Here is a 14,847-nt window from a genome sequence, read left to right on the forward strand (position 1 = left end):
TCTAACGAGGACAGCGTCCTTCATTTCCTGCGTATATCTAATTGTAATTTCGTTCTTCATGTCGCACGACCTCCATCTATTATTTAAAGTATAACAGGAGAGCATCCTACGACAACTAGCCTAACAGAGGGGGGTCATACAGTGTGAACAAGAGCTACTGATTAGAATACCTAATAAATTTCCTTTAGTAATATCTTTTATATTAATTGAATCTTTACCATTAAATACTTCTACACTGTTCATTTTCCTTCCGATTCCTTTAGGAAATTGAGATTCTTCGGTTTTCTTTATTATTGATTTTTCAATTTCCCTTTTATTTTTATATACTACGACAAGTATTATTATTATTATAAGTACTAGCATTAAGTTTAAAATGTTCAATTAATTACCTCGTTTTTTATATTTTTTCTGAGATGATATTGGTTTTTTATGTGTCTAACCAACCATCAATAAACTCTCTATTTTCCTCACCGAAATACTCAATAAAGAATCGGGAAAAGTTCTTACTATTTACATACTTAAATTGGTGTTCATTAAAGTAATCAGATAAAAATTGAATTGCTTCTTCTTGTCCTCCACGTTCTCTAAAAAAATCCCTTAATATGAGTGGGGTTTTTCCATAAATAATGGATGTATATTCAGACTTTTTAAATTCATCTAATGAAAGATTTACTTTACTACTTGTACTAGTAATTTTTGCTGAATTACTAGCAAATTCATACCCGATTGTCTCGTCTTTGTACTTATCTGTTAAGAACATCGAGGCAACAAATACTGTTAAACTTTCATCGAGCCAAGCATCATGGTATGGATCATTCGAAACCATATTATAAAACCATTGATGTGCTATTTCATGAACAAGCGTATCCTCATAATTATCTTCACTATTCGAAACTTCTACTACATACGGATACTCCATATTCCCTCCATTTCCTATCAAATCTAGCTCAGGGTAAGGATAGTCCCCAATCTTCTTCTCAAAATAAGCAAAGACATCCCCTGCAACTTCAAGTTCTTCCATCAAAATTCCACTTCTGTTAAGTGGAAGAAATATCCTCAATGTGGTGTCATTAACTTTTAATGATTCACTGGTCCATTCCTTTGGATTTAAGAGTGCCATGTAAAAGTCTTTAATGTTTTCTCCTTCAAGTTTTCCTGTCATGGACGGACGCATGTCTCTATCTTCTACTGAACTAACCACAAGAAATTCTTCTGGAAGACTGTAGTTCACTTTATATCTACCATAACTTGTATGATAAGACTCTCCTTTCATATCATAGTCTTCAATATTCCAGCCATTTTGGTAGTGTGCTAACATTGGATACCATTGGGCCAAATAGAAGTTTGTACCCACTCTAGATAATCTGTTCCCATGTTCAGGGATTTTCATTGTGTAATCAATTTTCACTCGCTTCTTCGCACCTGGCAATAGCTCATTACCCAGTTTAAGTAACAGCTTATTGTTCAATAAATCGTATTGTATTTCTTCTCCTGATACCGTAACAGATGTAATAGAAACATCCGCGGCGTCCTGTAAAATTTTAGGTTTATATTCTTCAGTGAACGCATTTGGAATAAAATAGAATCCAATATCATTCCAAGTATCTGGAGAATCATTTGTAACATCTATTTCAGTACTTATTTGAAATAGATTATTTTTATCTAATTTAATGTCTATTAAGTAAGCCCCACTTGCACCAGGAAGAATAACCTCTTCCTCGGGTAACTTTATATCTGCGTTTGAGGGTTTCGAAACTTCTATCAGTTCCCCATCGGTTTTTAATTCCGTATTCAACGTAACTTTTTCAGACGATTCATTTTCTAAATTCGGTTTTGAAATTACTAAAAGCATAATAATACCAAGAAATATTGCTCCAGCAAAACTAAAGATAACTTTAAATCGATTTTCAGTTTTTTTAGAATTACTAAGTATGCCTTTAGCCCCTTCAATAGGTTGCATTTTCACCGCAATCCTAGATGGAATCCAACTTCCTAACATCCCTACTATAAATGGAATTAAACAACTTATTAGTGGTAACCATAATTCAGTTAGGGGTATAGGTCCATACATAAAGTAAATGATTATGAATGACAATACTCCACCAACTACGCCTCCAACTAGTCCTATAACTGCACCCTCAACTAACACCATTTTTCGTATATGTGAATTCTTCCATCCTAATGCTTTTAATAGGGATATCTCATTCCTACGTTCCTTAATATTTTGCCACATGATTTCCGTAGTGGTGAGTATAGAAATAATTAAAGAAATTGAAACAGCGATATAATGATGTATTCCAACTTCCATAGAAACATATTGACCTAACCAAGAGGTGTATAAAACACCGTTTAAACGAAAGGTAACATAGATAAACATTATTAATAATGCAGTTGGTAATGCTATTGCTAAGATAGAAACTAAATTTCTCTGTATTCTGCCCATCACTGTGTTGAAAACCATTGAGAATAAGCCTTTTGTTTTAATTACTCTTTTCCCTGTCAGATTAGTTTCACCTGTTCTCATTACATGCCAAGGGTGTATTTTAGTAATTAAAAGGGAAGGAAGTAAAGAACCAATGATATAAATAAATAATATAAAAAATGTTAATAAAAGAATCTCTGATATCGATAAAGTATCCGCGTCTTTAAAACTTAGCCCTAACTGAACCACGAATGTTAATACGGAAACAATTATGCCTATTAGAAAAGACTCTATTAAGAGAATATTTTTTAATTCCCTTAGTTTCCAGCCTATAGAAAGAAGAATCGCAAACTCTTTTTTTCTTGATAGATATGAAACTAAGTTGGTTGAGAATACATAAATAATCGCGACAAGGATTACACTCATAATTAATCCTGTGTACCCTAATTTTGTTTCTTTAAATATATTAATGGAAGATCCTTTTTTCAACCAAAGTTGTTCTACCCAACCAACTTCTTCATTCTTTCCTGCTTTAGGGATATTTATTAATAAAGGTTGTGGCGATGATCCTAACGTAATATCCGTATGCAGCCCTGTTTGTTTTTCAATTTCTTTTGCTACAATTTCTAATTTTTTCTGGCTCTCTTCACCAATTGTCGCGACATTCTTAACCTTTATTCTAATCGCAGATATTGGTTTATCTCCTAAAATTTGTTCCGCAGCTTCGATGGTTGTAAGCATTGTAGGTGGCTGCATTAAAAATCCATAAATGTTCGAATTAGAATTTATTTTTTTAGGTGGATTAACAGGTTGTCCGTAATTATTTAAAACATGAGTTGCAGTTGGGATACTGTATGTTTCCATTGGTAATTCATTCAATGGGTCCTTTGAAATGTTCAACTTTGACGGATCGTACAAACCAATAAAATATGGACTTAATCTCGGGTTACTTGCCATACTTTCTTCTGTTATTTGAGGTTTACGGTAGGTATCTCCCATTAACTCATTTGAATCGTCTTCATAAGGAATTACCTGAAGTGCTTTTTCCCACCTTTCAGGAAACGGACTTTCTATTGATTGATATGTAAGTGGTCCAGTTTTTTCCCGGAGAATACTACCTAAGCTTAATGTAGATGAATCATTTTTTTTAATTTTATCTCCTGTTTTACTATCAATTCCAGTCAAGTTCTCTATTAAAGATGCATGTACTTTCTCGGAATTATATGTATAATCTTTTACATCTTTTGATGACAACAACTTTAAGTATTTTTCTCCTCCATTTTTTTCAATAATGTCTAAGGACTTTTTCATCTTTGACTCGTTGTTAAACGGAATATCTAATCTTTCTAGTTTAAAGTTTAAATTCTGATTTAAAAATGATCTATTAGATAAGAGTATAGGGAATTTAGTATCTTTTACATTTATTTCCTTTCCGTCAATTCCTTCAAAGCTGAAATCGGTTGAATAAACTTTACTACTATCTGAAAAATACTTCTGTCCTTCTAATGGCAATACGGCATTTTCTAAACCAATTAGTCTTGCTTCCTCAATTGGATCTACACCTGCTAACAAGACTCTTGTATAACTTGATAAATTATTTTCAAAAGCAATTAATCCATATTTTTGATATAGAGTTGAATCAACTTGTTCGTAAATTCCCTTTGAAAAATATAACTCCTCCTTGTCTTCCTTAGAATCAAATCCCTCAAGATCTTGCGTTATAATTGTCAGTCTATAGATTCCAGGTTCCGATATAACAATATGTTTTAAAATAACATTATATCCAGTAAACCCGATCATACTAATAGGAGCTGCTATATCAATATCTTTGATTTCTTTTATTTTTTTGTAATCATCCAAAGAAATTCCACCTGATATCCCACTTATATAATTCGGATCAAAAAAATTGTCGTTTTGGGAAATACCTTTAGTACCTTCTGGTCTTACAACAATATGATAAGAAGCATCCCATTTCTTCTGTAAAGAATCAATTACTGTTCCTTTAGTTGATTCAGACAACCCGATTAATGTACTTAAGCCTCCGCTGATTAGTAAGGCACCTATCATCATCAGTAAAAATCGTTCCTTTTGCCTCATCCATCCTTTAACAATAAATGAAATCATACTGTTCTACCTGCTCGTTCTTTTATTATTGAACCATCCTTCATTTCAATTATCCGTTCTGCTTTTTCAGCTAATAATAGGTCATGTGTGACAAAAATTACTCCGCATTTTTCGTCTCTGTTTAATTGTTGTAGTAGTTCAAAGATAGTGTTACCAGTGTTCGTATCCAAGTTCCCTGTCGGTTCATCAGCCAAAATCCAATCAGGGCGAGCAATTAAGGCACGGGCAATTGCAACACGTTGTTGTTGACCACCAGATAATTGAGAAGGGAATGAATTTAACTTATCGGCAAGTCCTACTAAATTTAAGAGCTCTATTGCTCTCTCCTTTTTATTAAAGTTAACGGTTCTATTAAATAATGGAATCAAAACATTTTCTAAAGCAGTTAATGTTGCTAATAGATGGAATTGTTGAAAGACAAATCCAATATTATTAAATCTAATATCAGCTAATTCATCTAAACCAAGACCGTTAATTAGTTTATCTTCAAAATAAATCTGTCCACTTGTTTGTTGATCTAGAGTTCCCATAATACTAAGTAAGGTAGATTTACCCGAACCCGAAGGGCCCATAATTGAAACAAATTCCCCTTTAGTAAACTCAATACTCACATCAGATAACGCCTTATATTCGACTCCGTCACCTTTAAAATGTTTGGATACATTTTTAACAACAATATTTTCCAAAGATTACAAACCTCCCAAAGTAATTATAAAAATAAACAGACCCCTAAAGAGAAAGAGGCCTTTTGATTTCAAGCTATAAATAATCTATTAACCGACTTTAGCCATATTTAATGAAGTATTCTACAAACTTTTCCTTCGGATTTAGAGTAGATAATGTCTAATAGCTTTGAGATTTATTTGTTTAATATTATTTATAAAATACAGAATTAGGAGTTTATAGTTGTAGAAAAAAACTACAAAAATCCAGAGTGACATTATGAAAACCTCTTAATTTATATTAAGAAGTTTTCATAACTTTAATTAACAGCCACAGTACATGAAATACTTAGGACTACATTCTGAACCATCACGGTCATCGATTAACAGTTGATGACTTGCTTTGCCTGAACACTCTGGATGTGTACCACATACAATTGATACTTTTGTTCTTGTACATGGAATATACCTTGGTTGAATAAAAGAAGATAAGATTTTCATAATTTCACCCCTCTTAAAATTAATTTTAAACGAGAATATGCTAAAATTAACCTTAACTACCATTCCCATTTATAGTAACTTATAATAATGTAAAAAGTATATTCCGTCAATTTTTAATTAACAGTTTTTAATTATTGACAGTCATTTTTATGGAAATAAATTAATTAATGTAACAATTATCAATTTGATTACATTAATATGGAGGGATTGATTAGCATTATTTTAACTGTTTTATTTTATTTAGGGAAATTTTCTCTAGCGTTGGTTTTTCTTTTTTCTTTTGTAGACAAGATATTAAATAAGGAGAAACATCTTATATCTTTTAAAGCGTATAGAATCCTTACAGAACGCTTGGTTTATATTGGATTTTATCTTGTCCTGCTCTTTGAAGTGTTAATATTTTGTAATTTATTATTAGGAAGAATAAACATATTTACTGTCGTTATATTCAGTTCAGCGCTTTTAATATTTTCAATTGCAGTTACTAAAAATATAGTACTAGGAAATACAGACCAATCCTGTGGATGTGGCGGAATTTTAGAAAATAGTGTATTGCATTGGGGAATAGTTTTTAGAAATTTTTTCTTAATAATGGTTATTTCCCTATTATTTAAGTTGGAGAATGATAATATTCTATATATCATAAATTTTTGGGAAAAATTACTTATTTTTTCACTTTCTATATGTTTATTATTAACTATCATGATCAAAAAAGAAATAGGAAAAATAATTATCAAAAGAAATAACATTTTAAAATACTTATATTGAAAGGAATAATCATGTTATCAAATATATTACTATCAATCGTTCTTGTATTATTAATTATTCAATTTTATATAATACATTTCATCATCAAATATACTAGAGGTTTTCTAGAAGAAATAAGAGGGGTTAAAGGCTTTCAATTTAGCACTTTAGATATAGGTGATAATGCACCATTATTTCGTGTTTCCGATTCTAATAATCACAAAATAGTTCTGAAAGACAAACTAGAGAACAGCGATACTATTATGTTATTTGTTAATACTGAATGCTCAAGTTGTAATACTCTTATTCAGTCAATTTCAGAATCAAATTCCAAATATTCATTACCTATTTTTCTAATTAACAATGATACTAGTAACTCGGACTTTGTGTTTCTGGAGTTATTAAAAGACAAAGTTAATTATATAAAATCACCACAAATTTTTTCGAATTATCATATTAATATAACCCCATATTTTGTTTTAGTTGGAATGAATGAAAAAATAAAATCCCAAGGTGAAATAAAAGATTTTAAGCATTTACAATATATTTTAGTGAATTATATAGAATTGGATTCTCACAAACAAGACACTCTTATTACATCGTAGCAAAAATACTAAATAAAGATGTTACTGCCCAGGTTGTCTTTATACACATTCATTGTTTTACTGACTGTAGAATTCTAATGAGACTTTTTAGAGCCTTTTCGAGGGCGTACACTTCGAAAAGGCTCTTTTTCGTTATATTAAGTACTTTATGATTTCCCGTTCTATTTAACCAACATTTGTTCCCAAATCATCTGACGAAAAGATTATGGTATTGATTGTTTTACCGCAGCACCGCATATGCTGTCCGTTAGGGGCAATAAAACGTTGATAAAGCGCAATGTCATGCTTTGAATCGTAAAATTCTACCCTTGTCCCGCGGATGGGCATCGTCCTCGCAACTTCTTTTTGAATTCGATCGGCAAGTTCTTCGGAAATCGAGTACCCTTTCCCTTCGTCACCTAGCAGAATTACATCGACGGGTAAAGTGTTATCTTTTATGATTGTGTAGATCCTCGTTGCCGGTACACCTAATTGTTTTGCAAGTTCAGAAGGGCGTAGACCCGTTGGTTGGTTCTGCTTACGTTCTACTGCAAGCGCATCCACTTCCTCCCGCCTATACCTAGCTTCACGGTTCAATCGATGTGGATCCGCAATTTTTATGATTTTCTTTTGTTTTGCATAGTGATAAACTGTGGGTTTCGAAACACCGAGTATGTCTGCTACTTCTTGTCTAGTGTACCAGTCATTCAATTAAATCACTCCATTCTATTGAAATATTTGAAGTCTTTTTGTCATCCATTACACCCTCTATATAATTATGTCGCTTTATTGGGGTACCGTTAAGACTTATTAACGTACTGTGAACTGTTAGAATGCAGGGCTAGATTATCACCTTCTAATAATCGTTCAAATGATTTCTCCAACATCTCTGAAACGATCGAGTAGGTGGGTCTTGAACCAATGGTGTAGATAATAATCTCTTCAATAAATAAATCTAAAATGGGGGATACATACAGTTTCTCTCAAAATAATATAAACTCTGTAATGTCTGTTACCCATTTTACATTTGATTTTTCCGCCTTGAATTTGCAAACTCAAATATTGGGCGCAATCTTGCCAACTGTCCCCTTGTACGATCGATATTTCTTTATACGTACTAAACATTTCAAACCTAATTCTTTTATGATGCTGCATTTTTTTATAATTTGCGGTTGCAACTGCTTGATTGGCGGTAACTCCAAAATCATTCATATAGTTAAGTACATCCATATTATAGTGTAAATCATAACTTGAATAGGAAGAATTAAAAGCCTCTTCTCCATGTTCCGCATAAAGGAATACCCCGCTCTTTATAAGTGTTAAACCGACACCAAATATTTTCGCGAAAGCTTTAAAATAATCATTATTTTCCAAAAAATCAATAACGTCTTCTAATTTAGGGGATACTGAACAACTCTCTTTACGCAACTTTATACGTAAGTCTGTATTGTAAACGAGATAATATACCTTGAAGCCAGTTTTGGAAAATAGGCAAAAAAGAATCCCGGAGGATCTTTTCTATGTTCATAATGAGAAATTGGAGGGAAATGACTGTCTCACTCGTCTCCATAAGGCCTAGCCCATACTTGCGCTTGCCTTCACCGAATTTCCCTTCGATTGCGTTACGATCTGAATTATCCTTCCGTTCTATCCGCTTCTGTTCTGCATTTATCTGTTGGTCTTTTGAAGGTCTGCCCAGTTTAGGGCCGCTCAGCCTAATGCCTAAATCCTTGCAGTGCTGGCGGTTTTCACGGGTCCGATAGATTGTATCGGCTAGGACCGCTTCAGGATAGTAACCGAATCGCTCTTTGTAACTTTCAATAGATTCCTTAAGAAAGATACCTTCGTGATAGGCATCCCAACTTAATGTATCTATGAAGGCATACCCATCTACTAGGCTGACGGATAGCTTTGCACCGAATTCTACAGGGGCATTTGCCTTCCCTCTCACAATCGGGCGAATATGCGGTTGACTGATGCTGACAATCCGATCTTCGATCGAATGGGATTGATTCTTATACATGATACTCTGCTGACGATAGATTTCCTGGATGACAAACAAGTCACGATATCGTTTGGAAGTCAACTGGTCGAGACCGACTTGGGTAACAAGCTTCTCGATATGAAGCAGATTCCGTTTGACATAGCCCAATTGACATTCAATACCTTCCTGGATTTTCTGATAACCTGGCTTTCGTTGTTTCGTCAAGGATAGGTACTCTTTACGGGCTTTGACTCGATAAGTACGCGGTTTTTTCTGCTTGCCGGCAAGTGGTCGATGAAGCGTGTCGATGAACTTCTCGAGTTTCTCGCGTGACTTGTTTAGTAAACCGATATCCGTAGGATACGTGATGTCGGAAGGTGCGCAAGTGGCGTCTAAAAGTAGTTTACCTTGATTCGGAGGCAACACGGATTCCATCGAACTCGAAGAGTTAGGCTCTTCAGAAGTGTGTCCACCCCCATTTGGCGGCTCGTCATCGGGAACTTTTTCATCTTTCTTCCGCTGCGTCAACACGAGGGACTCATTGAGTTCATTGATTAGCTCTCCATTGAAACGCTTGCGAAAATGTGTCATGGAAGAGGAATGAAAGGGAGCTGTTTGTTGAAAGGAATGCAGCCCGATGAAGTATTGCAGATAAGGATTTTCTGTGATGGCTTCTACGGTTTCTTCGTCACTTAGACCCAGTCTTTCCTTGATAATCAAAGAACCAAGTGCAAGTCGGACATTGTAGGCTTTGCTTCCCTGTTTGGTATCTCCAAGCGTCTCGATATATGCCTCTTCGACTTCGTTCCAAGGGATGAGGGAAGCCATGACAACCCAGCGGTTATCAGGGTTCAACTGACCTCCGAATGGTAAGAAGAATTCGTGTGGCATGATGATCTGATTTTCGTTGTGTTCGTACATGGTAAGCCCTCCAAGTCTACATTCCTGAGTTTTTTGTTGTTTTGTCTTTGCATCTTTATTCGACAAATAATGCAAAAACCCTTTTAGATAGAGGGATATTGGGTTGTTCAGTATCCCCTAATTTAGTTCCCATGAATATTTTGTCATACAATAACTGCACCCCAATTGTTAGATAGTGCCTAACAATTGGGGTGCAGTTCATTTACGGTCCTTTTTGCTGTATTCATATTAAGCTAACGCACAACAGTTGAAAATTTACACTGATTAGAACGAACTACTAATCGAAATCCAAAAGCGAATTGTTACTTGTCACTTTTTTGATGCTTCTTTAAATAATTCTAACCTTCTATCCTTTTCCTCTTTGTTTTGGAAGCTTGATATAGCTTTACTCTTTGATACAACGTGTCCATCTTTTGAACGTTTTATTAGTTGATTAAGCTTATCTTGGATAAATTTTTCTGCTTTTTTATCTTTTGTCACAGAGTGCAATAATGTCAATTTCATAAAAGCGAAATCGTTTACTGCAGATGAATTATACTTATGCATTATTCTATTTAATTTTGACTGGTAATCGTTTGCGTTCGAGTCAATATATAAGAAAATAGCAAGATATTTTTCTACATCTGAAACGCTATCATTTTCTATATTTTCATTTAAGTAGTCTCGAATGACTGGCAGTAATTTCGTTGTACCTATCACTGAAAATAAATGTACCTCATGTACGACTAAAGCGAAACGAGTGAAAAAAGAAAAGAATGAGTACATTTCCGGATTACTTTTCATCAATTCCGATTTTCTATTGCTATCACTTAGATATAGCTCCATTTTCCTTTTATGAACAGATACTGTGATTAAAGAACACAACATAATACTCCTAAATGCTCGGTCTTTTAAATCACCAATTTCAACTTCTTCAGTGTTTTTCAATACTTTTGCAGCTATAATCCATGTTTTTTGCAGCTTTTCATCATTCGACAATTCAGATTGTGGGACTTTATTCGGAATAACAGATGAGTGCTCATTATCATTTCCACGCTCTAATAAACTATCATTGGCAGTAATAGCATCTTCATCATTTTGTTTATTTCTTTTCAGTATTTCATCCAATTGATTTTCTCTCATTGATTCAATAAGCGGCTTTCTAGAATCTGGATCACGTAATGAAAATAAATGATCGAAAGAAATAGTTATTGTATTGTCCGTAAATATAGATTGATTGAATTCAAGATAAGACGCAAAACACTTTTCCTTCCTATTGACTACCGATTCTAAAATATCGCCTTGAGTTCTATCTAGGCCTGTGAAGTAATCTATTTCATCGATAAACGTTAAATAATTTTCTTCACTTAAGACTTCCTCTTTGAAGTCTTTGTTAAACTCCATGTTCTTGGCTAAACAATATTGAAAAAAGCAATCTAATTTGAATTTGTAATACTCTGCACCTTGATCCAATTCTCTTACCAAAACACCTTTGTCAACAAACTCTGTTAATATCCAGTCATGGAATGCGATTGGACCTGATAATTGAATCTCCATTTTCTTTTTTTTATACAACTCCCTGATGAATTCTTTCAATTCCAAAGATTCAATTCGGTAATTAGCATTATTTTTCCTATACATTTGTAATGCGATTTGCGCTAGTAAGTGGATTTTATTACTGTAATCGAAGTCCTCAGAGAAAATCTGCTCTTTTGTATGTTTTTCAAATAACTTTTCGATAAAGTTTTGAACCATTGCAGCGTTATTAACTGGCCTAAAGTCCTTTTGTTTTTCATAAATCCATAAAAACATCGATACAGCGAGCGGTGTACTTGGAATGTTAAGATAATGAAAATTCTTTATTAGATGGTTCAATTTTTCATTCTCTTCTTGACTCCCGCCTGTATTAAACCATCTCTTCATTAACGACTGAATTTCCGTCGTTTGGAAATATTGAATATTAGCCGATTCGAATTCTTTTGCAATTGGACTATTCACAAATTCGATTGGTTTTTCTTGATCATTTATCGTTTCGGCTGAAGCTATAATTGATAAATTTGGAAATGTTTTAGACAACTCACTAATTTCTTCGAAAATCACATTTTGATGAACATGATTAAATCGGAAGTTGTCAAGTAGTAAAACAATTTTTTGGTTTTCTAATATTTTATTAAACTTACTCGTGCTTTTCCCAATGAATCTACTCATCTTTTTCTTGATATCACCTTTATTTAAACCTTTCAAGTCAACATAAATGGGAATTTTTTGATATAAAGCATGTTTATCAATGAGTTCAGAAATTATCCGGAATAAGATAGTCGTTTTCCCTGTTTCCCTTTGTCCGAAGAGTACCAGGTTATTTTCAAGTAAACACAAATCTTCTAAATTTAATATTTCCTCTTTCTTGTTTACTTCCTTACCATCATTGTTAATTGACGTTTCATAGTTTGACTTCACAATTCGTGGCAATACAAATAGACTTTTTAAATCCTTTGGTGCAACAGTATCTGTGTTATAACTAATTAAGTTTTGGTTTATATCGTCAGTAAAGATATCCTTTATATAACCAATTATTTCTGTTTGCTCATTATATAGCTTTTTGTTTTCTGTAGAACTAGATTCAAATCTCTTAGTGCCTGAATCACCTTCTCCGGCATCTGTATTACTGATAAATTGATTTTTCTCGAAGTTGAATTTCCTGAAGTGAAATTCTATATATTTTGATTTCCCCGGATCCTCAATTATATCAATAATATTATATCCATTTTGATATTTGGATAATGTTTGGTGATTATTACTGACCCAGTTTGCAGGTGCAGTGGAAAGTATGCAGCCATTTCCTAAACTAAATGACAATGAAAACGTTGAGGATTTATGAGTGTGTCCGACTAACAGTAAATCATAGTCCCTTACAATCATATCCCTTACAAATTCCGTGTCTTCAGGATGTAATGATTCATAACTATGATGCATCAAAGCAATACGTAAATCTAAATCTTGTCCCTCGAACGAATCTTGAATGAAGTCCAATTGCTTTCGACCAACAAACAATTTTTTATCATCACCATCGTCTTTACACATCCAAGACGAATTTATACCGCCGATACCTATCTTCTTACCGTTCAGCATATGCAAAAATGAATATCCAAATTTATTTGGCTTATATGCATCTGAATCATCATAATATATGTTTTCGAAAAGTTTGTACGGCTCCATTCCGCTAAAATCCGACGGCTTAATATTGTGCATAATGCTATCGATGTCATTTCTTGTGTTCATTTTATTTAACAAACCATCATGACTGTACTCATTAATTTTCGTACGATCAACATCATGATTTCCTGGTATGAAGAGGAATTGGTGTTTCGACATATTTAGGTTCTCTAGCAACGGCTTAATAAAATCCTCTTCAAATTTCTCGAATGCAATCAAAGGATCAACAGAATTTTTACCTGCGAAACCGCCTTTATCTATTAAATCGCCTGTAAAGCATATTAAGTTAATCGGCTTGTTTTTAGTGAATGATTGAAGATCCTTAATTAATGGGTCTAAGCAATACCTCTTAAAAGATTTTTGGGAAGGGTGATAGTGAATATCTGATAAATGTATGATTCTCAATGCTTGTCCCCCTAAATTGAATAATACATTTAACATACCATTTCGACAACAAATTTCCAATTTTGCAAGTCATCACTACAATGTTAGTAGTTCGATCTTCCCCTATTGATAGGTTTGTTGTGTGAGTTGCAGCCTCGTACATATGAATTATTCCAACACAATATTCCTAAGTAAAAATTCACCAAGGACAGGAACTCTATTTTTATCTCTCAAAAATCGGCTTTTCGCAAGTATCTGATGTGGTTGGCCACATAGTCCGATGATCCGTCACCAGATACAATAGAACGGTTTTGTATTTGGATGTGGATTTCTTGAATGTCTTAAACTAATACCTCTTGGTCTTTTTATCTGATTACATCGCTTTGACTTCAACAAAGAAATTCTCATAAGAATATAATGTGATTAACTTCTTTTTCTCTCATCTATCCCCCTCTTTAATCATGGACCTTCGCATTTCTTGTGATGACTAAGTATTACATATGGATTGAACCACTTGTGAGTAGTTTAAATAAACGAAAAAACTAGCTATCTTATCAATTTGTGAGCCTAAAACTTAAACACCTTTGTTTGTCATCTATCCAACACAATTCATCAAATGATCGATCTAAATTTCGAGCGCAACTAATTCCTCAAAGTAGATGGTTTTTTGTCGTTAATTGTCGAATGATTTGTATTCCATTTAAGGACCACGCACTAAAAATGTATATCAAAGATGAAAGACAAGAAACTATTTATCAAGGCTGGATTAACGAAAACAACTCCATTAGATACAACAATGGTAGGGGGCAGTTCGTACCGTTCGGTATACGGCGGTTCAATTAAGATTGATGATGCAAATTTGCGTAACGTGATAGTAGACTTTTGAGCCCTGGGGAACTCCAGTAGGAGTTCCTCAGGGTTCAGGACTTTTAGAAATCTTTCAGTAACTTTTACGCGAGTTACCCCATTCGTATGCCTTATCTTTCGGCGCACCTAATCCAATGAGCTTCCTCACTTTCGTACTTGGTTTCTTCCAGTTTTTCCACATACACATTCGAAGTCTTCTTCTAATCCATGAATCGAAAGCTCTGAAAACGCTTGGCGTATCCGCCAATGACCGCACCAACCCATAAGGTATTCATTTAGTCTCTTGATTCGATAATCCATCGAATAAGGTTTCTTCCTAGAGGTAATCTCACGGATTTTATTCTTCATCCGTATCATACTTTCTTTGGCAATCGGGGTCTACCGCTGATTTATTCAGATTAACTTTCAACTTAAGCATTCCTTCAATGAATGAAGTGACAGAACCCATGACTCGATTTC

Annotated in this window: 8 protein-coding genes and 2 pseudogenes; 2 read left to right on the forward strand and 8 right to left on the reverse strand. The window is 33.9% G+C overall.

Annotated features, from left to right (window positions below):
* Window positions 1–120: 120 nt before the first annotated feature.
* From I2484_RS09745 to I2484_RS09755, 3 genes are read right to left on the reverse strand one after another with little or no spacing between them, the layout of a single operon-like run.
* On the reverse strand, window positions 121–381 hold the full coding sequence (locus I2484_RS09745; RefSeq protein ID WP_207150840.1) for a hypothetical protein: 261 nt from the start codon (window positions 379–381) through the stop codon (window positions 121–123).
* Window positions 382–427: 46 nt separating this feature from the next.
* Window positions 428–4,546, reverse strand: coding sequence for an FtsX-like permease family protein (locus I2484_RS09750; protein WP_207150841.1), 4,119 nt, complete (start codon window positions 4,544–4,546; stop codon window positions 428–430).
* Window positions 4,543–5,232 carry an ABC transporter ATP-binding protein gene (locus tag I2484_RS09755; protein ID WP_207150842.1) on the reverse strand — a complete coding sequence of 230 codons (690 nt, stop codon included), beginning with the start codon at window positions 5,230–5,232 and terminating at the stop codon, window positions 4,543–4,545. Before I2484_RS09755 ends, I2484_RS09750 begins: the two co-directional genes overlap by 4 nt.
* 684 nt (window positions 5,233–5,916) lie before the next feature.
* On the opposite strand from I2484_RS09755, the gene I2484_RS09760 reads away from it, so the two are divergent.
* Together I2484_RS09760 and I2484_RS09765 are read left to right on the forward strand one after the other, a co-directional pair.
* Window positions 5,917–6,477 carry a MauE/DoxX family redox-associated membrane protein gene (locus I2484_RS09760; protein WP_207150843.1) on the forward strand — a complete coding sequence of 187 codons (561 nt, stop codon included), beginning with the start codon at window positions 5,917–5,919 and terminating at the stop codon, window positions 6,475–6,477.
* Window positions 6,478–6,488: 11 nt separating this feature from the next.
* Window positions 6,489–7,061: a redoxin domain-containing protein gene (locus tag I2484_RS09765; protein ID WP_207150844.1), complete on the forward strand. Its 573-nt coding sequence runs from the start codon at window positions 6,489–6,491 to the stop codon at window positions 7,059–7,061.
* Between the two features lie 165 nt (window positions 7,062–7,226).
* Here the strand turns inward: I2484_RS09765 and I2484_RS09770 are convergent, their stop codons facing one another.
* From I2484_RS09770 to I2484_RS21970, 5 genes and pseudogenes are all read right to left on the reverse strand, one after another.
* Window positions 7,227–7,751 carry a helix-turn-helix domain-containing protein gene (locus I2484_RS09770; RefSeq protein WP_207150845.1) on the reverse strand — a complete coding sequence of 175 codons (525 nt, stop codon included), beginning with the start codon at window positions 7,749–7,751 and terminating at the stop codon, window positions 7,227–7,229.
* Between the two features lie 116 nt (window positions 7,752–7,867).
* Window positions 7,868–8,188 (reverse strand): annotated as a pseudogene (locus I2484_RS09775) (IS3 family transposase); the annotation flags it as partial.
* Between the two features lie 272 nt (window positions 8,189–8,460).
* Window positions 8,461–9,945 carry an IS5 family transposase gene (locus I2484_RS09780; RefSeq protein WP_207150846.1) on the reverse strand — a complete coding sequence of 495 codons (1,485 nt, stop codon included), beginning with the start codon at window positions 9,943–9,945 and terminating at the stop codon, window positions 8,461–8,463.
* A gap of 309 nt (window positions 9,946–10,254) precedes the next feature.
* A complete protein-coding gene (locus tag I2484_RS09785) occupies window positions 10,255–13,542 on the reverse strand; it encodes a metallophosphoesterase (RefSeq protein WP_207150847.1) in 3,288 nt (1,095 codons plus the stop codon).
* A gap of 919 nt (window positions 13,543–14,461) precedes the next feature.
* Window positions 14,462–14,745, reverse strand: a pseudogene (locus tag I2484_RS21970) (group II intron maturase-specific domain-containing protein).
* Between the last annotated feature and the right edge of the window lie 102 nt (window positions 14,746–14,847).

Origin of the sequence: Sporosarcina sp. E16_8 (assembly GCF_017347095.1) — a bacterium.
Lineage (GTDB): Bacteria > Bacillota > Bacilli > Bacillales_A > Planococcaceae > Sporosarcina.